Consider the following 26,078-nt stretch of genomic DNA (forward strand, 5'->3'; position numbering starts at 1 on the left):
ATGAGATTTCGAAAAATCACGTTGGAGAAGCTCCTTTAAATTGGAACTACTGTTAGCATTTCTGTTCAGAATTTGTTCAGAACATCCTGATAAGCTATGTGCCGAAAACGAGTTTCTTTGGGAGGAAACGTACATGAATCAGGATTGGAAAAAAGTGTTGCTGACTTCGGTTATAGTGGGCATGCTGTCGAGTACTCAACTCGCTAATGCAGCAGATCTAGCAGGGGGAGCACAGGGTCAGACAACATCGGTTTTTACCGATCAAACGGAGATTCGTTCCACTTCGCTGCAAGCGGTGCAGGAAGCGGTTAATCAAGGGTTAATTTCAGGCTACCCGGATGGATCATTTCATCCACGCCAGCATTTGACTCGCAGAGAGATGGCTGTATTGTTAGCCAAAGCATCACAGTTAACCATTCAAGAAACATTGAATACTGGGGTCAAAAATTCAGATTGGGCTACGCCTTATATTGAAGCCATCCAAAAAGCAGGATGGATGACTGGAGATAAATCCGGGAACTTCCGTGCCAATGATCCGATTCGTAGGGAAGAGCTTGCATCGATATTGGTAAGAGTCACAGGAACACAAGGTGCCAAAGGCGGCCAAGAACAGACGCTTTCGGACGAAGCTACAGTGAGTGGTTGGGCCAAAGAACAGGTACATACAGCATTGAAGCTGGGCTTGTTGGATTCAAGTGAGGGCAAGTTTGAATCCAAGGCCTATGTGGAACGGCAAGATATTGCCAAAGTTTTGGTAGACGTATTTCAGACGGGAGAGCGGACAGCCTCGTTAACAAAATTAGACGGCGATGTTGCCTACGTTGATGGACGTCCTTTCGTCATTAGCAAGGAATTGCAAAGCATTTTGAATGACAAAAACCAAGCAGCACTACAGAACGCTGTTATCACGTATGACGCACGCACACGTAATTTATCTTCTGTGTCAGAAATTCAGGTTACCCAGACAGGTACGGCTAAAGATTCCGTCACTTTGGATCTGAAAGGAACCTTCTATCAAGGGACTGTTTCCGTGTCAGCAGATCACGTTGTTTTGAAAGCCGATACATTGTCCCGGGTTATTTTGAAACCAGGTGTAGCCTCAATCACGATTGATGGCGATATCAACTCTGTAACGGTAGATACAATGGACAAGGTGACTGTTCTCGGAACTGGCACGTGGAAAGAAATTGTGCTGAAAGATGTGAAGTCTCTTATTCAACTGCCTACGAGTGTAAAAACAGACAAAGTTACGCTTCCACAAGGCGGAGTAGCCTCACAGATCATTCGCAATACGCCTTCTGCGAGTGCACCATCCAGTAATCAGGGTACAAGCACTGCGAGTGCAGGTTCATCTGGTGGATCGTCATCGCCATCACCAGTACCACAGCCGCAACCACAACCGGAACCACAGCCGCAACCACAACCGGAACCGCAGCCAGAACCACAACCAGAACCACAACCAGAGCCGCCTGTTGTTGTACCTCCGATTCCGGAAAATCAAGCGCCTGTTGTCAAAGCCACTATTATGAATAGAACGGTGATTGTGGGAAGTCTTGTCCAACAAATTGATCTTACAACTGTATTTTCCGATCCGGATGAGGATGAATTGAGTTATGAGATTACGGAGATCAATCAGGGCATCGCTAGTGCAAGTATCCAGGGCTCAACATTAGGAATTTCACCTATATCAGTGGGGACTACAGCGGTTAATGTAGAAGCTACGGATGGCAAAGGAGGTAGTGTAACGGCATCTTTTAATTACGTGGTTATGCCAGTTCTCTTACCACCAGTACCGCCGATCCCACCAATCACCATTCCGCCAATTATTATTCCACCGATCAATATACCATTGCCTCCTTATGTGTTAAAAACACTGGACACAGTGAATGTTGATATGGGCACAGTGAGTAAACCGGTTCAATTGACAGGTGTGTTTGGTGATATAAACGGAGACTCCCTCACGTATACGGCAGTTTCTTCTGACCCGTCAGTAGTAGAGACAAGTGTGCAAGCCGATACGTTGACGTTAAATTTCAAGGATAAAGCTGGTTCAGCGACGATTACAGTGAAAGCTACCGACCCTACTCTTCTAAGCACGCAGACTACATTTACGGTTAATGTGGCAGATCCGGATGCGGGTAAGGGGCTGTTTATTTCAGAGGTTGTATGGGGAGATGAGGAAACTCAAGCCATTGAACTATACAATCCGACTTCGAAAGAAATTGACCTATCCAGTTATTCTATTAAACGTAGTGATGGTGGAGATCCAATTGAATTTGCAAGTGGGACGACGATTCAACCTTATAACACATTGGTTATTGCAGATAACTCTACAGGTTTCCCGATAGACGAAGACGATCAATACTATATCTCTTTTAACGTGGATCAGTTGAACCCTCAAGAGTTTATCTTACAACTCTATCAAAATGGTCAGGATAACCCTCTGGATACTGCCATGATGAAGCCAGCTCAATCGATTACGAGAACAACCGGCATTGTGCATGGAGATACATCCTATGATGCAACCTCATGGATTGAACAAGGTGCTAACCACTATGACGGTCTAGGCAACTATACATCCATCAATCCTACGCCATAATATGGAATGATTACATTTTGAAGGAGCACCTCTATGTCCAAAATAAGCAGAACTGTACAGCTCACCTTAATCGCATTACTACTTTCCAATGCTGTACCCGTATCTGCACAATATGATAAGTCAGGGGCGCAGGCTATGTCTGCGTCTGGCGTATCATCGGTTGCGCAAGATTCCAACAACACGAAGTTGAACGATGCAATGAGTAGGGCAGTATCAATGGGAATCGTTAAAGGTGACCCTAACGGAGATGTTCGGGCGAACGATCGGATTACTCGCCAAGAATTGGCGGTTATATTGGCTCAATCGCTTGGGTTAACGGTAAATAAACAAGCATCAGCTCCTTTTGCCGATGTCCCATCTAATAGCTGGTCAGCACCGTACATTCAAGCGGTTAAGCAGGCTGGACTGTTACAGGGGGATGCTCAAGGGAGTTACCGCCCTCATGCACCGATTACAGGGCAGGAACTTGTGACGGTTTTGGTAAGAGCAACTTCCTTTGCCAAACAAGAAGCTCAGAAAGGTTCTCTTTCCTCGGATTGGAAAGGGGCAAGTTCATGGGCGACTTCGTATATTGAAACGGCGGAGAAGGCGGAACTTCTAAGCGAGTATCAAGGAGAACTTAAAGTTAAACAAGGACTTGTTCGAAGCGAAGCTGTCGGAATGTTGCTGTCGGCTATGTTTCCAGAAACACGCCTATCTGTGGTTCAGTCCATTCATGGAAATCAGATTCAGATCAATGGAGTCACCTATCAAGCCTCTGAGCAAGTGGCCGGTCTTCTGAATGAAGGTAATAAGGCGATATTGAACCAAGCAGGAATAAAGTTCATGAGCCATAATCGAACCATTACTGAAATTAATGAATTGGAGATCAGAACGGGTGGCTTAGAAGCGGCCGAAGGTAAACCGGAATTCAGTAATAATTTGTTATTGAATGGTAACGGAGCCGTATTGAATGGAGATTTGACGATTAAGGCAGATTTCACTTCTGTACAGGGACTTACAGTGAAAGGCAAGCTGAGAATTGCCCCTGAGCTGGAGCATGATTTTTACGCCCAGAATATTAAAGTAGAACAGTCCGTGTTGGTTCATGGTGGTGATCCCAATACGGTTGTATTTGATAACTCCGTTCTGAACACTGTAGGTATCAACAAAACCGATGTGCATGTTGCGCTTACGGGGAATACCAGCGCTCAAGAGGTGAGTGTGGAATCTAATAGTACAGTTGATATTGCAGCAACCGCAACGCTTCCACTCTTAACGATTGTTGAAGGGCCGAGCCAGGTAGAGCTGAAAGGAGCTATCGGTACGGTTATTCTGGATTCAACGAAGCCTTTGCAACTGAATGGTAACGTTGCGATCCAGCAACTTAAAGTAGAGGGAACGGGTGCAATAAGCTTGAATGCTGCAGGTACCGTCCAACAGCTTCAAGTTAACAATCCTGCTTCCCAAATTAATGTAGCTGGTAATGTAAAGGTGTCTGATGTTTCTTTGGCTGCGGGAGTAGCCTCATCCGCAATAAGTGGAAATACAGGCACGACTACAACAAGTACAACACCGACATCTTCTTCTGGAGGAGCAAGTGGAGCTGGCACTGGCAGTAGCAGCGGTGGTGGTGGCAGTGAAGCGCCACCGGTTGTGGCGAATCGTTCGCCTGAACTAATCAAGCCATTCAAAAATCGCAAATTGACGGCCAATGGACAGGCGGCATCGTTAAACCTGAACGAATATGTGACCGACCCGGATGGTGACGTGATATCCTACACTGTTAGCTCATCCAAATCGTCCGTTGCCAAGGTAGTGCTTACAGGAACTCAATTAAATATTGTTCCATTAGAGCACGGCATGGCTACAATTACGATTGCTTCAAATGATGGTCGAGGCAAAAGATTAAGATCCACATTTGAGGTTAACGTAAACGCATCACCTTTGGCATCACCTATTCCAGATCAAGAAATTCACGCGGGATCAGACAGCAAGAACGTGGATCTTAGCATCTATTTCATGGATGATGAGAAGTATGAATCAGAGCTGCTATATAGTGTAACCAACACGGACTCGGACATCGTTGGTACAGAAGTGAACGGCACGATATTGAAATTAACACCCAAAAAGGTAGGGGAAACTGTACTTAAAGTTAAAGTGGATGATCAGCAGGTTGCCGATGATGGTAGTACAGGTGTGACAGAAGTGGAGCTGAGAATTGTTGTTCTGCCACATGTTAACCGTGTACCTGTAGGTGCAATTCCTGCAAAAGTTGATGTATACCTAGGGGATGTAATTCCTGGAACAAACTTAAATGAGCATTATACTGACCCAGACGGTGATCCTTTATCCTATACCGCATCGTCCTCCAACCCAGCTGGTCTTGCCGTTGAAGAGGATGCAGGAGTACTGACTCTATCTGCTCTCCAACTCGGAACATACACCGTTGCATACACAGTTAACGATGGCAACGGCGGTATCGTGAGTGAATCATTTGAGGTAGAGGTGTTGTCCATGCCGAATCAGCCTCCAGTTCTGACAGATAGCCCGCCCAAGCAATTCGTTGTTCTTGGAAAAAGCGATCGGATCATTAACTTATCGAACTATTTCTGGGATCCAGAAGGCGAAGAGTTGAACTACGTTGCATCCTTGGACAATCCCGATGATGTATCGATGTTGGAACCGAGCGTAGCGGACAATGAGTTGACTCTACATGCGATTCAGACAGGGACAACGAAGATTAAGGTCGTTGCAAGTGATCCTCAAGGGCAAGAGACGGTAACGTATATAGACGTAACGGTGGTCGAAGCTGGAACGATTGCTACGATTCCAGATCAAACCATAACATGGCCTTGGACTACGCTGGATATGGATCTTGCTCCATACTTATCGGGTTTTGATACAAGTACCTTGTCAGTCAATGCTATAACACTAAATGAAAATATTGCTACTGTATCTACTGACGGTTTACAGGTGAAAATCACCCCTGTTGCAGAAGGGAATACGAAGGTAGTGTTCATGCTGCATGATCAGAGCGGGCGAAGTGAACAAGCACTCGTAGGACTGGTCGTACAAGGGGAACACGCTAGCTCTAACACGGTACCTGAGGTTGTAAGTACCATTTACGACCAAGTTCTAACACCGAATGTAACGAATGATCGCACATTTGATCTGGGGCAGTTGTTCAGTGATCCAGACGGGGATTCATTACAATTCACGATTAGCAACAGTTCGAATGAAGCGGTGGATGCTAGTATTAATGGTAGTATGCTGACGCTGAAACCAGGAACAGGGAACGCGGTTGCTCCCTTGACAGTGACTGCGGATGATGGAAAAGGTGGGAAGGTGGACTACACCTTTAATGTTCGTACCGCTACTCTGGTAAACAGTGGTGTCATACAGGTTAGAACCAAGTCCGGTGTAAGAGATCCGCTGACCTTTGCAGCATCCAATTGGTTTCCTGGTCAATCGAGTTTCCAACTTTACAGCGGCACGGCATATTCGACCTTTACAGGGCCAGATATTATTCCTTCTTCTCAAATTCCTTTAACCGTATCTCCGCTATTGTTCTGGATTATCGGTAATGATGGCCGAGCTGTAGTGGTTCAGGTGAATTCGACAGCTCAAGGAACGCCAGAGCTATTCTTCTCGCAATATGTGGATGCAGGCGCCGAGAAAGTTGTTGTGCAAGTGCATTACACGGGAGGTGGCGATCCGTCCCTCAAAGCGTCAGGGTATCAATTGGAAGTGCATCAATGGATGAACCAAGCCTCCACGAAGAGAATAGTGACAGAAAATTTATATGATATTCCTGCTAATATGCCTGGGATTTATATTAATTTTGCGTATTATGATTTTATGGATGATACCCATTTTGGCTATTATAATAGCGAGCTACCTTTATATAATCCTGTTAATCCGAATGAGTACAATGTCGTTGCATTGGTTCTCAAAAAGGATGGACGAGTTGTAGATGTATTAGGTGACCCTAATTCACATGAGAGATTTATGCCTGCTGGCGGAACCATTGTTCGTAAAGGTGGTATCTATACAGGTTCACAACAGTTCTCGTTAACGGGTGAATGGAACGAGTTTCCGAAAGGAACTATACAGTACATCGGTTACCACAATCCGTAGGATTGTAATCAACCACAAGAACCCGTGACCAGTCGTTCTAACGAATTGAATCAAACGTCTTCTTAACCTAAACATGAAGAAATCTCTATACTCAACCTACGAGTATAGAGATTTCTTTATTTCACCGGATATGGAAACATACATGAGCGAAGAATTTCAGCTTGTTGTGCTGTGGATCGCTCCCGCGGCGCTAATTCTTCTGCATAGGAGCGTTCTAACTTGTCACGCATGAATGTCTCCGCATATGCATTAGGACGTGAGTGGAAGTCCTTCGCAAACTCTCCGAATTGACTTGCATCACGCGCCTTTTCCAATACGCTGTTCAGTAAGGGGCTACCTGCGTAAAGGAGCGAATCCGTCTCGTTGCATTCAAACTTGAGATACATAATCGCTTTCTCCAGCGCGTTGATCTCCCCTTGGGTAAGGTGAATTGGGCGGGTTGAATGCTCGCCAAGTTCATTATGGTTGTCTCGTTCATGGTTACTGTTATTGGATACATCCGTCATTGTAGGCGTCTCCTCCTTATCCTTATGATTGGGACGGGGGCGGAAGCTGGATAGGACGGGCAGCGAGTGCTTCTTCTACGATCTGCTCAGGAGACAGGGCTCGATCATCCCAGTAAATAAGATTGCTGATCTCTGCATAAGGCAACTGTTGCTGTAGCTCATTTAACATATCATCTAACTCTGCCTCTGTTCCTTCCGCGTTCATCAGCTTACGAACCCATTCGATCAGCTCTATACGAGTAACTTCAGTCATATGTACACCCCCATAAGATTTATTCTTGTCATGGTCATTCATTAATGAAGCTCCACCAACTCAGACTTCAATCCACAAGGATGGCGAGATTGCCGAACTGCTCTCCATTAGCCATACGTTCAAACGCCTCAGCGGTGTCCTGTAACGAATAGATCCGATCGATCACCGGATGAATGTCATGTTTCTCCAGCCATTGCAGCATCTGCGCAAATTCTTCACGGCTACCCATAGAGGTTCCGATCAGGCTCACTTGTGGGAAAAAGATCGAACGGATTGGCACCGTCAGATCATCTCCTGAGCTTGCTCCGTACATGACGATGCGTCCACCTGGTCTAATTATATCAAAATATTTTGGGAACATCGCTTGTCCGATGCTATCCAAAATCATGTCAACCGGTTCAAGATCGCTATAGAGATGCCAATCGTCATGACTATCGAGTGCTTGGGAGGCACCCAAGTGTAGAGCCTGTTTTCTCTTAGCCTCGCTCCTTGAAGTAACCGTTACCTTGGCACCTGCGGCAATAGCCATGAGCAGGGCATAGGTTGCTACACCTCCGCCGATCCCCGGAATAAGAATATGTTCGCCCGGCTGAAGCACACCACGAGTAAATAAGGCGCGGTACGCGGTCAAGGCTGAAAGGGATAACACACCTGCTTCCTCCCATAATAGATGAGAGGGTTTGGGCAAGGCATTTCTAGCAGGTAGCGTAATATATTGTGCGAGAGTTCCATGGGTAGGGCCACCTACAATATCCGGGACAGTGGGCACATCAACAGTGTGCTCCCAATGAAGGGTTGGATGGATTACAACTTCGTCGCCTACAGATATATCGTGCACACCTGTTCCGATCTCGACAATGATTCCTGCCCCATCCGATCCAAGAATGAGCGGCTCATCCTGACCGGTACGTGCTGCCATAATAAACAGATCACGGTGGTTAATTCCAGCGGATCTCAATTGGATCTGTACCTCGCCCTCCCCTGGTGCTTGGGCTGTTGTTGATGTGAATTGAAGACCTTGACGTCCGGTATGCTCAGCATGCATCATAGCTTTCATCTCTCTTTTTCCTCCTTGTGTGTGGTATAACGTTGCGTATTGAGCCTCATTGTACAGATGGGAGAGATTCACGTAAAATGAACAAAAATGAAGGTGAATATCAAAAACGATGATAGATAATAAGCAGGTGATTAGGGCATGGATGCAGGAGATTTGAAAATATTTCAGGCGGTTGCCCGCGAAGGCAGTATCAGCAAAGCTGCAATAGCACTGAATTATGTGCAGTCCAATGTGACAACACGGATCAGACAGCTCGAAGAACAGCTGCAGGCCCCTCTATTTCGACGGTCTAATCGGGGGATGTCGCTCACACCTGCGGGTGAGAATCTGCTTTTGTACGCAGACAAAATTGTCAGTCTGATCTATGAAGCGGAGCAATCGGTGTTAATAGGGGATAAACCTGTAGGTTCACTTCGTCTGGGATCGATTGAGACGGCAGCATCGAAGTTGTTAACTCCGCTATTGGCAGCGTATCGTTCACGCTATCCGGATGTGCAACTCGCACTGGCGACGGGTGGAACCCATGAATTGATGCAAAAGGTCATTCGGCATGAGGTGCACGGCGCATTCATCTATGGTCCACAGAATATTCCCGATCTGAACTATATGAAGGTACTTGAAGAAGAATTGGTACTGATCGCAGAGCCTAGAGCACAGGAATCATATGGACTCCAAGAATGGTTGAGCCAACCGATGCTGTTCTTCGAAGTAGGCTGTACGCACCGAGAGCAGGCAGAGGCATTACTCAGGGATCAAGGTGTGCAAACCATACAAGTTACCGAGTATGGGACGTTAGACAATATTATACATGGCGTCTCTGCTGGGCTAGGTGTATCTCTTCTGCCACGCTCCACTGTGGTTCAAGCGCAATCCAGAGGCGAAGTGCAGATCTACTCATTGCCTGAGCCTTACTGCAGACTGGAAGTGGGATTCATCTATTCCCATAGTGAGCATTTGTCGGGGGCTATGCGTGCGTGGTTATCATTGTTGAAGACAGACGAGAAGGGCACCTATTCAATAGAAGGAGTGAATAATGGATGGAATCATCCCTAACGTTAGCTGAAGCATTTCAGAATGCGGAGTATATTATTGGCGGTCACGGAAGCCGGAAGATTAGAGTTCTTCAAGAAGCGTTCATGCATGTGGATGGAGAGCTGACGAGTGACCACTATGGCAATGGTGCAGTCATCAATAATTTTCAACAGCAGATGGCTGATGTGCTAGGTAAGGAAGCGGCTGTATTTTTCCCGAGTGGAACGATGGCACAGCAGATTGCATTACGGATCTGGTGTGATCGCCAAGGGCTGAAACGAGTTGCTTATCACCCGCTGGCTCATCTGGAGATCCATGAAGAAGATGGGCTGAAGGAGCTGCACCAGATTGAAACTATTTTACTGGCAGATCAGGATCGGCTCATTCGATTAGAAGATGTACAAGGATTGGAGCAGGAGATTGCTTGTCTCTTACTGGAGCTGCCGCAGCGGGAGATTGGTGGGCAATTGCCAAGTTACGAAGAACTGGAGTCCATCTCAGCGTATTGTCGTGAACGTGGAATCAAGCTGCATCTGGACGGCGCGCGCCTGTTCGAGATTACACCTTATTATCAGAAGACACCTGCTGAGATATGCAGTCTATTTGATAGTGTATACGTATCCTTTTATAAAGGTCTTGGTGGGATTGCAGGGGCAATCCTTGCTGGAGACGTGGATGTGATGGAGGAGTCTAAGGTATGGAAACGGCGTCACGGTGGCGATCTAATTGGCCTATATCCATATATTCTAAGTTCGCAATACTACTACAATGAACGAATTGGCAAAATGCAGCTATATTACGAGCAGGCTAAAGAGCTGGCTGCATTATTCAACGCATGTCACGGCATACGTACATTACCTGAAGTTCCGGTATCGAATATGTTCCATGTTCACATTGCACTTGCAGCTTCGGAGGTAGAACCTCTGCTTGTGCAGATGACGCAGCATTACGGGATAGGCATTACGTCATATTTGAACAAAACAAGCGGAAACAGTTGTGCCTTCGAACTCTCTATGGGTGATCGTTATGAGCACATACCACAGGATAAGCTGCGAGCAGCGCTGACATGGTTGAACGAAGAGATGCAGAAGCAGTCGTTGTAAACTAAGGATGAGTTATAAACCGTAAAGAGTGGAATGGTTTCTCATCTTATTATCTTTTTCATTCGAGGAGGAGTTCGTATGGCATCAACTGAATTGGATTCCATTCGGGAGCTGTTGGTACAAGCCTATCAGACCACGATGGGTAAGGGATGCAAACCTGATACAGAGCAGGACATGCGGGCTTTTGAGCAAAAGCATAACGTGAATATTCCCGCAGCTTATCGCGCGCTTTTGCTCGAATTCGGTGCTTGCAACTTCGGTGATCCTGCCTTGTATTCGGTAAAAGAGTTAGACTGGGCGTATCCAGAGTTCTTGGATGTGTACCGCGAGTACAAGCTTGAATACGATCTTCCAGCCGAACTTGAGCCGTTTCCAATTGGCGGGTTTGGTGAGGGGAGTATCGCTATACTGGATCGAACCTCTGGCAGAGTGTTGATGCTGGTTCATGATGCGTACGAGCTTCCCCTTGAGAACATTGCTGTTGATTTTAATGAATTAATGACGATGCTGGCGGAATCAGCAATATGGGTTGAGGAACAGATGAAATCATAGGTGAGCGGGAGAGAAGTGATGGATTCCGGCGAAGTGCGGACTAATGTAGAGGTGATGGAGCATCACCTCTTTCCTGTTTGGAATTCATTCGGATCTGGGGCTTATTGCTTCTGAATGTATTTACGATAAAGGGCAGGGGTAATTTCCTCGAACTTCTTGAAGATTTTGATAAAATAACCTGATTCGTTGAATCCCAGTTCGTCACTAATCTGAGAGACAGGCATGTCGGTCACCTCAAGTAATTGCTTGGCCCATTTAATCTTGAGTTTAGCGAGATAAGTTGTGAAGTTTTCACCCGTTTCCTTGGCGAATAAGCGACTGAAATAACTTGGACTCAGGTGACAGAGCTCAGCCATATGCTTCAACGAGACCTGCTCGCTTTTGTGACTATGAATGTATTCAAAGGCAGGCTGTAACACCGGATTGGCAGATTCGGCTTCATTAGGACTCGTTTTCAGATAAGCATCCGCAATTGCATTGGTCATTTCTTTCTTGATGGATTCGATATTACGGATGGAATACCCTGGCAGGATGGTCGCGAGGTTCAGTGATTGCTGATTGCCAGAAGCCTTCTCGAACATTTCCACGAGCAGATTTTTGTTCAACGCTTCCTCTACAATATAGTTGCAGAGCAGAGACAGCATATTTGAAATTTTTACAACCTCTTCATACGTCATGACCGGCAACTGGTCGTACTCTTCCTGTAACTCATTCAGCTTCTCGGCGTGCAACGGTACATTCTTGGAGGTCACGATCTGTTCCAGATCGGTGCCCTTTTCCGGGTCAGCCAGCTTAACTTGTCCTGCCATGACAGCCCCGATATACTTACCGTCTATCGTGATGGGAATCGCAATATCTACAATGTTGAAATGACATAGATACACATAAGGTTCATTCAGTCGCACAGCTTCCAGACCGCCGCGTGAGTCACATTTTTGGCAATAGGGAAGCAGCTCGGGATCTTTGCGTACACTTTGGCAGAACGCCTGACAACTGCTGTGACTGGTCACGGGAATCCCTTTATAGTCCACGGTTAAGATGGCTAGTTTCGTCACGGTGGCAAGTGAGTCCTGTAGCCGCTTCCATTTGGTGAGGTCAAGAATTTTATTAATATGCAAGTATTCCTTAATCATGGTGAAACCTCCATAGCAGGCTGGATCAAGACGGTATGTCGTCCTAGGTTATGTTCTTGTTTGAATTGGTTATAAGCTGTGAATCAAAAATGCACTTATTGAACAACCTCTAAAAGTTAGCGAATTGTACATATTAAAATGTAATGCCTATGGGTAATGTATAAAAAGCCCATGACAATAAGATACCATGATTGTAGTAAAAAGCAAAAAATTACGATTGCAAATTATAATAATTTGTTATCAAAATCCACTGTAAACCTCACATTACTGATATATATTTATATTAATTGTGAGTCATTTAAAATTTAATATGTTGAATGGATTTATTCATTAACTATTCTATAGGAGGTTTTTTAGATATGAGAAAAGCATTTATTAGCCCAACGAAATATGTACAAGGTGAAGATGAACTGCTCAACCTAGGGTATTTTGTAAAATCGTTCGGTGACTCCGCGCTCTTGATCGCTCACCCAGATGATGTACAACGTGTAAAAGCAAAGCTGGATGCAACAGCTGAGAAATTCAATATTACCTTTGTTGAAAGCGGTTTTAAAGGCGAATGTTCCCGTGAGGAAGTTGCTCGTCTGCAAGAGATCGCAAAGGAAAAAGGATGCGACTCTACGATCGGTCTTGGTGGTGGTAAAGCGATTGATGCGGCCAAATGTGTAGCTGAAGGCGAAGCCTTGATCATCTGCCCAACGATTGCGGCAACAGACGCACCAACAAGTCACTCTGCTGTATTGTACACACCAGAAGGCGCATTCGATGATTATGCATACTTCAAACAAAGCCCAAGTGTTGTGCTTGTAGATACAACAGTTATTGCCAATGCACCAACCCGTTTCCTCGTATCCGGTATGGGAGATGCACTTTCGACGTATTTTGAAGCAAGAGCAACAGCTAAATCCTACTCCCGTGTGAACGCAAGTCTGCCAATGGGATCACGTGAAGGATATACACCTTCTGCTGTAGGTACCAATGCAGCACTTGCTCTAGCGAAGCTATGTTATGAGATGCTTCTTACGGACGGTGCAAAAGCTAAAGTAGCTAGTGACAGCAATGTGGTAACTCAAGCGCTAGAGAACATCGTAGAGACAAACATTCTGTTGTCTGGTCTTGGATTCGAGAGCGGTGGTCTGGCTGCAGCACATGCGATCCACAACGGTCTGACTGTGCTTGAAGGTACACACCACTATTTCCATGGGGAAAAAGTATCCTTCGGTACAATTGCCCAGCTCGTGCTTGAGAATGCACCAACCGAAGAGCTGCATGAAGTGATGGACTTCTGCCTTGCCGTTGGACTGCCTGTAAGCCTGGCGGACATCGGTGTAGAAACGATTACGCAAGAAGAACTGATCCAAGTAGCAGAGATTGCTTGTATTCCGGAAGAATCCATTCATGCAATGCCATTCCCAATCACAGTTCCTGAAGTGGCAGCTGCCATCGCAGCAGCTGACCGAATCGGACGGGAGTACAAAGCTCGCCAGGAGGCAAAATAATGAAAAAAATTATTAACCAGGCTGAGAATGTTGTAATGGAAATGTGCAACGGGATTGCGCTTGCGCACCCGGAGCTTGAATTCCTGAAGAAATACAAAGTCATCAAACGCAGAGAGATCAATGCGGATAAAGTTAGCCTGATTAGTGGCGGGGGAAGCGGACATGAACCGGCTCACGCAGGGTATGTTGGTAAAGGTATGCTGGATGCCGCTGTGTGCGGAGATGTATTCGCATCTCCTTCACAGATTCAGGTATACCAGGCGATCAAAGCTACAGCTAGCAACAAAGGTACACTGTTGATTATCAAAAACTACAGTGGCGATATGATGAACTTCAAGAATGCGGCTCATCTGGCAGAGGAAGATGGCATCAACGTACAATATGTGCGCGTTGAGGATGATATCGCTGTACAGGATAGCCTGTACACGGTAGGACGCCGTGGTGTTGCTGGAACCGTACTGGTTCACAAAATTGCCGGAGCAGCGGCAGAAGAAGGCCGCACTCTGGAAGAAGTGAAACAGGTTGCTGAGAAAGCAGCACAAAACGTACGTAGTATCGGGTTTGGCTTCACATCCTGTACTGTACCAGCGAAAGGCACTCCGACGTTCGAAATCGCGGAAGATGAAATGGAGTTCGGCGTGGGAATCCACGGTGAACCAGGGATTCGTCGGGAGAAAATTGTGTCTGCGGATGAACTCGCAGGACGTATGGTTGAAGCATTGCTGGCAGATATGAAGCTGGACAATGACGCTTCTGCGGAGATTGCTGTGCTTGTGAACGGATTCGGCGCTACACCGCTACAAGAATTGTACCTGCTGAACAACTCCGTTCAACGTGAACTTGCAGGACAAACAGGTCTGAAGGTTGCTACAACATTTGTAGGCAACTACATGACAAGTATCGATATGGCAGGTGCTTCAGTAACCATCCTGAAGCTGGATGATGAACTGAAAACATTGTTGTTCCAAGAAAGCGATACGCCTGCATTCAAGGTCTCCGGTGCGCCGGTTGCCCAAGTAGCCTATTCTGAAGCACTTGAAGCAGTTGTTAGTGAGGATGCTCCGGTATCCTTCGAGGTAGAGACGCCTGCAACGTCTGCGGTCATTAACGATAATCAGTTCTCGCTCGATAATGTCGTCTACCTGATCGATAAAATGGGTGAGATCATCATCAAGAATGAAGTACCGTTCTGTGAGCTTGATTCTCATGCGGGCGATGGCGACTTCGGGATGAGCGTGGCCAAAGGCTTCCGTCAGTTGAAACGTGAATGGAACCACATCATTAACGAAGAGAAAAAAGATATCGGTTCATTCCTTGATGCATGTTCACTGGTTATTATGGAATATTGCGGCGGGGCATCCGGCCCGATCTGGGGTTCAGCATTCCGTGCAGCTGGCAAAGCTGTAGGCGAGAAGCAGCAATTGAGTGTTGCTGAATTTGCTGAGATGATGCAAGCTGCGGTTCAAGGCATTCAGTCCACTGGTGAGCGTTCCTTCGGACGTGGTGCAGTTGTCGGTGACAAAACCTTGATTGATGCACTTGTACCTTGTGCTGATTCTTGGACACAAAGTGCTGAGTCAGGAGACGACTTCAAAACGGCATTTGCCAAAGGTGCAGCAGCAGCGGTGGAAGGTGCGAAGAAAACGGAAGACATCGTGGCTCGCATGGGGCGTGCAGGTACGGTTGGTGATCGTAGTCTAGGATATCCTGATGCTGGCGCGTATGCATTGGGTGTTATTTTCACCGAATTGTCGGATTCAATGAAATAAAAATGTTCAAAAAGTAAGATGAATAAAAAAATAATATGAGTTTCTGAAGCGTTTAACCACAAGGGAGTATCACAATCGTGATACTCCCTTGTGGTATTGAAGTACCGTTCTTTTAAGAAATTAACGGGTACACATCATAAAAATTAAAAAGAAGATTATAAATTTGTATTCATAATTTCGCCATAAAATACAGGTGTTGTGCTGTTGAAAATGCTCGCTAAGTTGGTATAATGGGTTCTATTGATATTGATAATCACTATCATTTGTTGGTTTTAACATGATAATGATTTCATCGAAAAGACTCTGCTTATGGGTCATACATATCTAACCTAGGGGGATACAAATGAGAAAATCTATTTCTAGAAAATTCATGTTTATGATGGTGACAGCTTTGGCGTTGGTGCTCGCGGCATGTTCCAGTAATGAAGCTGCGAATTCAAATGCAACAAGCACGAATGCAACAGACACGAGTACTTCTACGAGTGCAGCTACTCCTGCTACGCCTTCGACAGTTGAAATTACAGATGCACATGGAACGGTAACGGTTCCTGTAAACCCTACGAATGTAGTTGCTCTAGATAACAGAACGTTTGAGACATTGGCAAACTGGGATGTTAAATTAGCGGCTGTTCCGAAGGATGTTATGCCTGCGAATTCACCATATGTAGCTGATGAAGCTGTACAGAATATCGGTAATCATCGCGAACCAAATCTGGAGTTGTTGGCATCGATCCAGCCTGACCTTGTTATTGTTGGTCAGAGATTTTCGGGATTCTATGAAGATATCAAAAAATTAGTGCCTAATGCGGCAGTAGTTGACCTTACATTTGATGTTTCTGAAGAAGCCGGAACACCTGGGGAAAACTTGGTTAACGGATTTAAAGATACAACAACGAGCTTAGGTAAAATTTTCGATAAAGAAGAAGAAGCTAGCCAACTGAATGCTGAATTCGATAAATCTATTGAAGCAGCAAAAGCGGCTTATAACGGCACAGATACAGTGATGAGTGTGATTGTTTCTGCTGGCGATATCGGTTTCTCAGCTCCTCACTCCGGTCGTGTATGGGGACCATTGTATGAAATCTTTAATTGGGTACCAGCGCTAGAAGTTGACAAGTCTTCTGCTGATCACCAAGGTGATGATATTTCCGTTGAAGCTATTGCTCAAAGCAACCCGGATTGGATTTTCGTACTGGATCGTGATGCAGCTATTTCTTCCGATGAAGCTTCTGTTCCTGCCCAGAATGTTATTGATAATGCACCTGCTCTCAAAAACACAACGGCGATCACTAAAGGACAGATTATGTACGCTCCGAACGACACGTATACCAATGAATCCATCGAAACTTTCATTAAAATTTTCAATAACCTATCAGAAACTTTAGCGAAGTAGTCAAAGGAGTATGACGCAGTGCTGAAAAATTTCATACCAAAACTAGCTGGGGTTGAGAATTCTCAACCCCAGCGTCATAACCGTAAGAAGCTCTGGACGATTCCTTTTATCATCGCCATTACAGTGACGGCTCTTCTAGCGATCCTATCGCTGTTTACTGGCGTATATGACATCAGAGGACAAGCGGATGGCATGGAGATGTTCTTCATCACTCGTGTCCCTAGAACTATTGCATTGATGCTTACGGGAGCCGCAATGGCCATGGCAGGATTGGTGATGCAGCTGATTACACAGAACCGTTTAGTAGAACCTACCACTACAGGAACGATGGAATGGTCAGGTCTCGGACTTTTATTTGTTTATCTGGTCTTTCCTGCTCCAACGCTAGTGCTCAGAATGACAGGTGCAATCATTTTTTCTTTTGTGGGAACGATGATTTTTTTTGTTTTTCTGAGAAAAGTTAAACTCCGTTCGTCTTTAGTTGTGCCTATTATCGGGATGATGCTTGGAGCAGTCATTTCGGCATTTTCAACGTTTATCGGACTTGTCTTTCAAGTAACGCAAAATATCGAGAGCTGGTTTGTAGGCTCTTTTTCGCCTGTTCAGATTGGTCGTTATGAGTATCTGTGGATCATTATTTTGGTTACTGTACTTATTTTTATATTTGCAGATCGGTTGACTCTGGCTGGACTCGGGGAAGATGTCGCTACCAGTCTCGGCGTAAACTACAACAGAATTATTCTTATTGGCACAGGTCTCATTTCTCTAGCTGTTGGCGTTGTTGCGGCTGTTATTGGAAACTTACCTTTCCTAGGGTTAATTGTTCCCAATATCGTTTCCATGTTTAGAGGGGATGACCTTAGGAGTAATCTGCCATGGGTGTGTGTGTTAGGGATGGCTACCATCATTGTATGTGATATCCTGTCTCGCATCATTATTATGCCGTTTGAAATACCTGTTTCTATGATCCTTGGAACGGTGGGAGCCGTTGTATTTATCGCTATTCTGCTAAGACAAAGGAGGTCAAAAAGGAGGCTAAGATGAGCGAATTAACAAGTAGTAATCCACTAAATGTCGACATCGACTCTAGCCGACCTCCCCGAAAAAGATCAGCTAGAGCCTTTCGTACCAAGAAGGAAGAAAAGCGTTATTGGATTTTGCTGATAACATTGATTGTTGTGGGTCTTTTATCATCGTTCGGACTACTGGTGTATAACAATCCGGTTCCGGTAACCTCCCCATCATTCATACCTGTTGTTACAAGAAGGGTGGTAGCCCTTGTTGCCATGCTTATGGCTGTAATTTGTCAAAGCTTAGCAACGGTTGCTTTTCAGTCGATTACGAATAACCGAATTATCACTCCGTCACTCTTAGGTTTTGAAGCCATTTACTCGACCATTCATACAAGCACGATCTTTTTCCTTGGTGCTGCGGCGTTTGTGAATTTTAGTGGTGTAGATTCCTTTTTATATCAGATTGCTGCTATGGTCTTGATGTGTTTAATCCTCTATGGATGGTTGCTCTCTGGCAAGTACGGCAATTTACAACTCCTGCTTTTGGTCGGGATTATTATTGGAACGGGATTACGGTCTGTATCTTCTTTTATGAGAAGACTTCTGTCACCGTCTGAATTTGATATTTTGCAAGCAAGAATGTTTGCCTCCGTCAATAATGCAGATGCTGCCTATTTCCCGATTGCCATACCCATTGTTATCGTTGTAGCCATTCTTTTGCTTGCGAATGCCAAGCGGCTTAATGTATTGTCGCTGGGTAAAGATGTCTCAACGGTTCTTGGCTCCAAACATCAAGTAAGTGTCATTTATACGCTTGTTCTCATTTCGATTTTGATGGCCGTTTCAACCGCTCTGGTTGGCCCACTTACATTCTATGGATTTTTGGTTGCTACGTTGAGTTATCAAGCAGCGCAAACCTATGATCACAGGTACGTGTTCCCGATGGCTCTTGCTATAGGATTTGTAATCTTAACGAGTGCGTACTTTATTATGAATCATATTTTCCATGCGCAAGGTGTTGTCTCCATTCTTATTGAATTGATTGGTGGACTAACATTCTTAATTGTTATTTTAAGGAAGGGTTCGTTATGATACAGATCGATAATGTCAAAAAGTCCTATGCAGCCGAGGTAGAAATTGGTCCTTTGAATATTAGTATCCCCAAAGCCGGTCTTACTTCATTAATTGGGCCTAACGGAGCAGGGAAGTCTACAACGCTTCTGATGATTGGTAGGCTTCTGAATTTGGACGAAGGCCAGATTAAGATTGCCAATATGGATGTTTCCAAATCCAAGTCCAAAGACTTAGCCAAAATTGTAACAGTGCTACGGCAGGAAAATCATTTTGTCACAAGACTCACGGTTAGACAGCTTGCTGGATTTGGACGTTTTCCTCATTCCAAGGGAAGATTAACGGATGAAGATGAAGCGATTATCTCTAAATATATTGATTTTCTAGACTTAACTGATCTGGAAAATAGATATTTAGACGAGCTTTCCGGTGGTCAACGACAGAGAGCATATGTAGCTATGGTTTTGTGTCAGGAGACAGAATACGTGCTCTTGGACGAGCCGTTGAACAATCTGGACGTGGCTCGCTCTGTTCGAATGATGGAGCATCTGAGATATGCAGCTAATGAATTTGGACGAACCATTCTAACGGTTATGCATGATATTAATTTTGCCGCCAAATATTCGGATCGAATCTGTGCAATGAAGCATGGGCAGATTGCTGCGTTTGGAACAGTAGATGAGGTTATGAATCCTGAGATTTTAACCGATATTTTTGAGACAAAAATCGAAATTATCGAGGGCCCATATGGACCGATAGCAATTTATTAAGTGCAGGATGTATTTAAGAGTTATAGGTTAAAAGGGTTCTTAGAAAGTAGAGTGATCACTTCACTCTACTTTTTTTGTATAAAGAGGGCGAAACTTGGCTTGCTTATGCCAAATAGTGTAATCTGGAGAACAGATAACCCACTTTGAACGAGAAGGGAACGGAACTATACAATGACAGATAAACTTTATTACAACTCAGCATATACACATGAATGGCATACACAGATTACAAATAGAGCAGACAAGGAGGACGGCATCTACGTCACATTAGCGGAGACTGCTTTTTATCCGCATGGTGGCGGACAGCCGTGTGATCTGGGGCAGATTGGCGGCATTGCTGTTCTTGATGTCAATCTTGAAGATGGAGAGGTGTGGCATAAGCTGGAGCACTCACCTGAACAAGTGGACGTAGAATGTAAACTGGACTGGCAGCGTCGATTCGATCATATGCAGCATCACACCGGACAGCATTTACTGTCAGCAATCACGCTGAAGCTCGCGGATGCGATGACGCTCAGCTTCCATCTGGGAACGGACTATGCCACGATTGATGTGGCGGCAGAGTCAGTAAGTGCAGAGCAGCTTGCAGCCATCGAGTACGAGGTGAATCAGCAGATTTATCGTAACGCTCCAATCCATACATCATGGGTAACTGCAGAAGAGGCAGCACGTCTACCCTTGGTGAAGCAGCCGAGCGTAACTGAAGATATTCGGATCGTTGAGATTGAGGGTGTGGAATATAACGCTTGTGGTGGCACACATGTATCGGCAACGGGGGAGATTGGATTAATTAAGCTGCTGAAAACCGAGAAGGTGAAAGGTGGTACCCGGATTTATTTTAAATGTGGATCTAGAGCATTGAACGAATTCATCGCAACACAGCAAGTCCTGAATGGCTTAACGACGAAATTGAAGACAAGCAGGGACGAGCTGTTAGAGCGCATTGAGAAGATGGAACAGGAGCAGAAGCTGCTGCAAAGCGAGCTGAATGTGGTAAAAGCAACGAATGATGATTATTATGCACAGGAACTGCTCGCAGCGCGAGAAGGGCTGGTCATCGCTCAGGTATTTGAGGACAAACCGCTTAAGGATCTGCAAAGTCTTGCGACCAAGCTTACAGCAGAACATGAGGGCTTGGTGCTCTTCGCCAGTATTTCAGAAGCTAAGGTGGTTCTAGCGCAGAATGGACAACCGCCGGAATGGGCATGTGGCCCATTCTTCAAAGGCAATCTTGGTGCGTATCAAGGCAAAGGTGGCGGCAGTGATAAAATGGCTCAGGCGGGCTTTGCGAACAGCGAAGATGCGCTTGCTTTTTACGAATTCACGAAGGAGCAACTGGGTCACCACTAAGTGAAGCTTGGAATGGGGAGAGAGGTCTAATGACAGAACGTATTCCTTGTCGTCGAGAGGGGTGCAGTAACACCATTTTGCCCGCAACAGCAGCCAAAACAGGTGGCATCTGTATGCCATGTAAACAAGAGATTGCACGGGAGGAGCACCGCAAATACATCGAGGCGAATCGGCGTGATGTGAACTTGTATGAGGGTGTGACTGATCCTGTTGAGATCCTGAAAATCATGCATACACATCATGTCCGCGACGAATTAATCCATTATATTCCATACGGGCAGTCCAAAGAGCAAGTGTTTCTGTCTTTGTCAGCAGAGCAGCAGGCTGTGATGGTAGAGTACGCGATGGATCTCATTCGTACAGAAGATGTGGATACAGGCAAAGATATTCTGGTAGCGCTTGTCTGTTATCATGGGATTTCGTTATCCGAACAGATTCCAGAGCTGTTGGCTCATGAGATCTATTACCCTGCAATTCTGTATAAGAGTGCGAGCCCGGAAGTGCGAGATCAATTGCTACAGCAGGTGAATATAGATGATGAGAATCGTAATCTTCTGTTGCTGATGCTTGCGTATATTGGGGATGATATCGTTGTACAGCAATTTCAGCAATGGAAGCAATCTCCCCCTCCGTGGGCGGATCAACTGTATGTAGCTGCTGAGCAGTATGCGACAGAGGCCGGTTGGGAACTGACAACAGAAGGTAAGCGAAGAATGTTGTTCACAACACCGAGTTATTCCTTATTTGTGGTGGATGAAAAAGAGTCTGCTGCCACTGCTTCAGGCGGAGAACCGATCTCCATGTTAGTTAACAGCTCAGATTGTTGTCCTTGGTGCAGTCGAGAATTAACCATACTGGTAAGTTTAGATGCTCATCATCCGGCACTAGGTGAGGTGTCATGGAAGGCAGAGAAACTTCAAGTCCAGACCTGTATGAGTTGCAGCTGTTATGGGGTAGTTTACATGGAGCTGAACGCTGAAGGTGAACCTGTCTGGAGCACGTATAACGTCATGCCGATGGGCGTGGATGAGTTAGATCAAGAAGACTGCGATGTGTTTACGCCAGATACAACTCCTCATTACCACATTGCGACCAAACCGCGAAACCCTTATCACGGCAGTGAGTGGGCCAACGAACCTTCACTGTCGCAAATAGGCGGACATCCGGGATGGGTACAGGATGCGGAGTATGCAACTTGTCCGTCCTGTTCTACCCGCATGAAGGCGGTTGGACAGGTGAATGGTGAGGAACTGGCGGAGTATGGGGAAGGCATGTATTATATGCTGCTATGTGAGCCGTGTCAGATGACGGCGGTAACGTATCAGCAGAGCTAGAGTGCCCGTCTGCATCGGTATAAATCCATCATCGTCATATCTTGAGTTGAAGATTATCGATTATAGATAAAGGGGTACGGAACCTGTAGATAAAGGTTGTATGAGCAACAGAATTAAATCGTAAAAAAACGTTCAGGCATTGAGCCCTGAACGTTTTTTGGTAGGTGTTGTGTATTGATATGGATCAGTAATTAAGGTGTAAGCTCTGCTGAGACGGCTTCCCACTCGGATCTCAGAATGCCCATCATTAGACGATCATATCGCTTGCCATCCCGATATACTGCTGAGCGGATGCGACCCTCCAGTTGAAAGCCTACCTTTTCATAAGCGCGAATGCCTCGGGCGTTGTAGGAGATGACATCAAGACCTACGCGATCCAAATTTAATTCATGGAATGCATACCGGAGAATCAGCTTCAACGCTTCTGTACCATAGCCTTTGTTGCGATGTTCAGCAAGTCCAATGCCAATCGCAAGCTGACCACAGCGGTTATTCCATTCAATACTATGAATAACGACAAAGCCGATTAACTGTTCATCCTCTTGGGTGCGTAGCCGGAAATATACTTCCTTATCCTTCGTTTCGCCCTCGTCCTCTAGCTGTTTCTCCGAATAGGGAATCGCAATATCCGTATCCACGTTACGCAGATATTCAGGATCTTCGTTCCACAATAACATCGTCTGCACGTCTTCTGTGCGGGGAGGGGTCATTTTTAAACGCTGGCTGTAAAATAGATTTTCTGTTGATAGTGTCATGTTAATCTCCTTCAGATCCCAATTTAAGTTCGCTTCACCTCAGAACAACCGTTAGCCATATGTATTGTACGCAATATGCCTCGCCCCTTTAGAGATCAGATAGGCTCATCATAATGGAAAATTACAGGGTGATACAACACTCGATCTAGAGAACCTTCATAATAGCCTTGTCAGGAAACCTGCCATAGGAGTAATATGAAATACAGAAGATTAACGAGTATAGATCATACTTAACATTAGCGTAGGAGTGGTTGCAGTGGAGATTCGTGTAGATGATTTGAGCGGGGCACAAGTGATTGGATTAATTGCAGAACATTTGCAAGGAATGGCAGAGGATTCTCCACCAGAAAGCATTCATGCCCTTAATCTAGACGGCTTGAAGAAGCCGGAGATTACATTTTGGTGCGCATGGGAAGATCAAGAGCTTCTCGGCTGTGGGGCAATCAAGGAACTGGACAAAGAGCATGCAGAACTCAAATCGATGCGGACAGCTAAGAATCATTTACGCAAAGGTGTAGCTCGAAATATTCTTGCTCATATTATTGAAGTTGCCATAAGTCGTGGATATAAACGGATCAGTCTAGAGACTGGCTCTATGGATTCATTCATCCCAGCTCGCAAGCTGTATGAGGATTTCGGCTTCACGTATTGTGAGCCTTTTGCAGATTATATTCTGGATCCGAATAGTACATTTATGACGAAGGAACTGTAGTATAACTATAAAAACACTTGAAGAACAGCATTCTGTAGTTGCAGAGAATGCTGTTCTTTGGCGTGTATAAGGCACCGTCTCTACAGTGAAAGGAAGCGAAAGTGCGGCAAGTGCTAGTCATGGTGAGAATGTATCAAAAGACACATAGTTGGATTGCAAACTAGATTAAGATGACAGTATACACACGTAACTAATGTTCCCCAGAGAGGAGAGCCAACGTGATCTATTGGGTATTTGGTGATATGAATCCGTTATTTGCAGTTTTTATAATGAGTCCGATCATTGCACTAATGCTTGGTGTCGTTTGCTTTTGCGGGCATAGGGATCGTGTACGGTGTTGGATACAGCTTAATCACGTTATTGATATATAAAGGATTACACGTTATAAAGAATTGAATGAAATTCCCATGCAGATGTTCTGTTCTGAGGTACGAACTATAGGGTATACTGAAAATTATGTATTTAGATAGACTTGAACCAAATAATCACAGACGTGTTTTACATCAGGAGGACTGGAATTGGCTCAGACAGAAGGAACATTACAGAAGAAACTCAAACCAAGACACATTAGCCTAATGGCGATGGGTGGTGTTATTGGAACCGGAATTTTCAAAGGTAGTACCGAAACGATTGGACTGGCAGGACCTGGGGTCATCGTGACCTACATTTTCGCCGGATTGTTACTGCTCGTTGTCATGGCAGCTATGGCGGAGATGGCTACCGTCTATAAGAATCGGAATATGAAAGACTTTGTGCAAGAGGCGTTTGGCAGCAGAGTGTCATTTGTTATGGGGTGGATGTATTGCTTCCTGTGGTTGTCTGTATGTGTAATTGAAGTGATCGCAGCGGGCAGTTTCCTGCAATATTGGTTCCCAGACGTGCCTTTATGGCTTATGAGTCTGGCATGTGCTGCGTTTATTATATCCGTGAATTTGCTGAGTGTAGGCGTGTTCGGAGAATTTGAATTCTGGTTAGCAGGGATCAAAATTGCGATGATTATTGCATTTATTTTCCTGGGTACTGCGCTAATCTTCGGGATTATTCCGAGTGATAACACCCCTTATTTGCAAAATTATACGCAATCGGGTGGCTTCTTCCCTAATGGGTGGGGCTCAATCTTCTCCGCTCTGCTTGTTGTTATGTTCTCCTATGGAGGCTCTGAGCTGATCGGTCTAACGTTGACGGAAACGGAAAATGCAGATCGTGTACTGCCCAAGGTGGTGGGCAATTTCATGTTAAGAATTATTCTGTTCTTCACCTTGCCTATTCTCATCATCTGTGGGTTAATTCCTTGGAATGAGCTTGGACCAGAGAGTAGCCCGTTTGTACAGGTGCTCGCTTCGACTGGGTTACCAGGCGCAGCTCATATTATGAACTTCATTCTGGTTACGGCTGTCTTATCGGCTGCGAACTCGGGGATCTATGGTGCATCCCGGATGATGTATTCGATGGCGGTCGGCGGTGAGGCTCCCAAAGCTTTAGCGAAGACCAATGCGAACGGCAGCCCGATTAACACACTACTTGTATGCAGTGTCATTTTGTTAGCTGGATCATTGCTCGGGCTGTTTGCACAAGATCAGCTATTCAGTGTACTGCTAGCAGTTCCTGGATTTGTGGTGATTCTGGTGTGGATCTGCATTTCTTCATCACAGTTGAAGTTGCGTAAGCAGTATCCCGTGCAACCTTCCTTCAAGGTGTGGGGATTCCCATACATCACAGGTGCGACAACTCTTTGTCTGACCGTAATTGCAGTGATGTTCATTTTCGATGCAGGCAATCGTTTCAGTATTAGTGTGTGTCTCTCCGTGCTGGCGTTTCTTATCATCTGGTCTTTGGTTCGATTCCGTAAGGCAGATGGGAAACAGGCGAAATAACGGACTGCATCTATAGGTCGCATGTAGATCGGATAGAGAAAAGGGTTTGAGAATTAGCAGAATAAAATATTGTTTAATTAAGAAGAAGAAGACATCTCAGTGCTCATGCTGGGGTGTTTTTTGGTACTTGGAGGTATACTTGCATATATAGGTTCAGATGAGAAGAAAGAAGAGAGGATTGCAC

The 26,078-nt window shown here is 45.3% G+C and carries 20 protein-coding genes; 15 read left to right on the forward strand and 5 right to left on the reverse strand.

Annotated features, from left to right (window positions below):
- The first annotated feature begins 133 nt into the window (after positions 1–133).
- Positions 134–2,599 (forward strand): S-layer homology domain-containing protein, encoded by a 2,466-nt coding sequence (locus M3636_RS22470; protein ID WP_251384086.1) that lies wholly within the window; start codon positions 134–136, stop codon positions 2,597–2,599.
- Between the two features lie 33 nt (positions 2,600–2,632).
- A complete protein-coding gene (locus M3636_RS22475; protein WP_251384087.1) occupies positions 2,633–6,718 on the forward strand; it encodes an S-layer homology domain-containing protein in 4,086 nt (1,361 codons plus the stop codon).
- A gap of 116 nt (positions 6,719–6,834) precedes the next feature.
- Here the strand turns inward: M3636_RS22475 and M3636_RS22480 are convergent, their stop codons facing one another.
- The 3 genes from M3636_RS22480 to M3636_RS22490 form a co-directional block, all read right to left on the reverse strand.
- Positions 6,835–7,224, reverse strand: coding sequence for a hypothetical protein (locus M3636_RS22480; RefSeq protein WP_128100411.1), 390 nt, complete (start codon positions 7,222–7,224; stop codon positions 6,835–6,837).
- A 22-nt stretch (positions 7,225–7,246) separates the two neighbouring features.
- Positions 7,247–7,477: a hypothetical protein gene (locus M3636_RS22485; protein WP_251384088.1), complete on the reverse strand. Its 231-nt coding sequence runs from the start codon at positions 7,475–7,477 to the stop codon at positions 7,247–7,249.
- A 67-nt stretch (positions 7,478–7,544) separates the two neighbouring features.
- Positions 7,545–8,534, reverse strand: a complete 990-nt coding sequence (locus M3636_RS22490; RefSeq protein WP_251384089.1) for a quinone oxidoreductase family protein — start codon at positions 8,532–8,534, stop codon at positions 7,545–7,547.
- Positions 8,535–8,672: 138 nt separating this feature from the next.
- Here M3636_RS22490 and M3636_RS22495 point away from each other — a divergent pair, with 138 nt between their 5' ends.
- From M3636_RS22495 to M3636_RS22505, 3 genes are all read left to right on the forward strand, one after another.
- Positions 8,673–9,587, forward strand: a complete 915-nt coding sequence (locus M3636_RS22495) for a LysR family transcriptional regulator (protein ID WP_251384090.1) — start codon at positions 8,673–8,675, stop codon at positions 9,585–9,587.
- On the forward strand, positions 9,572–10,669 hold the full coding sequence (locus M3636_RS22500; RefSeq protein ID WP_251384091.1) for a threonine aldolase family protein: 1,098 nt from the start codon (positions 9,572–9,574) through the stop codon (positions 10,667–10,669). Before M3636_RS22495 ends, M3636_RS22500 begins: the two co-directional genes overlap by 16 nt.
- A 78-nt stretch (positions 10,670–10,747) precedes the next feature.
- Positions 10,748–11,221 carry an SMI1/KNR4 family protein gene (locus M3636_RS22505; RefSeq protein WP_251384092.1) on the forward strand — a complete coding sequence of 158 codons (474 nt, stop codon included), beginning with the start codon at positions 10,748–10,750 and terminating at the stop codon, positions 11,219–11,221.
- Between the two features lie 101 nt (positions 11,222–11,322).
- Here the strand turns inward: M3636_RS22505 and M3636_RS22510 are convergent, their stop codons facing one another.
- Positions 11,323–12,354 (reverse strand): PocR ligand-binding domain-containing protein, encoded by a 1,032-nt coding sequence (locus tag M3636_RS22510; protein WP_145409691.1) that lies wholly within the window; start codon positions 12,352–12,354, stop codon positions 11,323–11,325.
- A 359-nt stretch (positions 12,355–12,713) separates the two neighbouring features.
- Between M3636_RS22510 and M3636_RS22515 the strand changes: the two genes are divergently transcribed.
- The 8 genes from M3636_RS22515 to M3636_RS22550 all read left to right on the forward strand — a co-directional run bounded on the left by M3636_RS22515 (position 12,714) and on the right by M3636_RS22550 (position 22,553).
- The gene (locus M3636_RS22515) at positions 12,714–13,853 is read left to right on the forward strand and encodes a glycerol dehydrogenase (protein ID WP_056695150.1); all 1,140 of its coding nucleotides are present in this window, start codon (positions 12,714–12,716) and stop codon (positions 13,851–13,853) included.
- Entirely contained in the window at positions 13,853–15,622 is a 1,770-nt protein-coding gene (dhaK, locus tag M3636_RS22520) for a dihydroxyacetone kinase subunit DhaK (RefSeq protein ID WP_251384093.1), read from the forward strand. Before M3636_RS22515 ends, dhaK begins: the two co-directional genes overlap by 1 nt.
- 343 nt (positions 15,623–15,965) lie before the next feature.
- Positions 15,966–17,015, forward strand: coding sequence for a siderophore ABC transporter substrate-binding protein (locus M3636_RS22525; RefSeq protein ID WP_251384094.1), 1,050 nt, complete (start codon positions 15,966–15,968; stop codon positions 17,013–17,015).
- A 33-nt stretch (positions 17,016–17,048) separates the two neighbouring features.
- Positions 17,049–18,059 carry an ABC transporter permease gene (locus M3636_RS22530; RefSeq protein WP_251384118.1) on the forward strand — a complete coding sequence of 337 codons (1,011 nt, stop codon included), beginning with the start codon at positions 17,049–17,051 and terminating at the stop codon, positions 18,057–18,059.
- Positions 18,056–19,120: an iron chelate uptake ABC transporter family permease subunit gene (locus M3636_RS22535; protein WP_145409695.1), complete on the forward strand. Its 1,065-nt coding sequence runs from the start codon at positions 18,056–18,058 to the stop codon at positions 19,118–19,120. Before M3636_RS22530 ends, M3636_RS22535 begins: the two co-directional genes overlap by 4 nt.
- Entirely contained in the window at positions 19,117–19,869 is a 753-nt protein-coding gene (locus M3636_RS22540; protein ID WP_251384095.1) for an iron ABC transporter ATP-binding protein, read from the forward strand. Before M3636_RS22535 ends, M3636_RS22540 begins: the two co-directional genes overlap by 4 nt.
- A gap of 171 nt (positions 19,870–20,040) precedes the next feature.
- A complete protein-coding gene (locus M3636_RS22545; protein WP_251384096.1) occupies positions 20,041–21,219 on the forward strand; it encodes an alanyl-tRNA editing protein in 1,179 nt (392 codons plus the stop codon).
- A gap of 29 nt (positions 21,220–21,248) precedes the next feature.
- On the forward strand, positions 21,249–22,553 hold the full coding sequence (locus tag M3636_RS22550; RefSeq protein ID WP_251384097.1) for a DUF1963 domain-containing protein: 1,305 nt from the start codon (positions 21,249–21,251) through the stop codon (positions 22,551–22,553).
- Positions 22,554–22,744: 191 nt separating this feature from the next.
- On the opposite strand, the gene M3636_RS22555 is transcribed toward M3636_RS22550, so the two are convergent.
- On the reverse strand, positions 22,745–23,308 hold the full coding sequence (locus M3636_RS22555; RefSeq protein ID WP_128100425.1) for a GNAT family N-acetyltransferase: 564 nt from the start codon (positions 23,306–23,308) through the stop codon (positions 22,745–22,747).
- A gap of 256 nt (positions 23,309–23,564) precedes the next feature.
- Here M3636_RS22555 and M3636_RS22560 point away from each other — a divergent pair, with 256 nt between their 5' ends.
- Both M3636_RS22560 and M3636_RS22565 read left to right on the forward strand, forming a co-directional pair.
- Positions 23,565–24,020, forward strand: a complete 456-nt coding sequence (locus tag M3636_RS22560; protein ID WP_128100426.1) for a GNAT family N-acetyltransferase — start codon at positions 23,565–23,567, stop codon at positions 24,018–24,020.
- Between the two features lie 575 nt (positions 24,021–24,595).
- Positions 24,596–25,894, forward strand: a complete 1,299-nt coding sequence (locus M3636_RS22565; RefSeq protein WP_251384119.1) for an amino acid permease — start codon at positions 24,596–24,598, stop codon at positions 25,892–25,894.
- The last annotated feature ends 184 nt before the right edge of the window (positions 25,895–26,078 follow it).

Origin of the sequence: Paenibacillus sp. MER 99-2 (genome assembly GCF_023714095.1) — a bacterium.
Lineage (GTDB): Bacteria > Bacillota > Bacilli > Paenibacillales > Paenibacillaceae > Paenibacillus.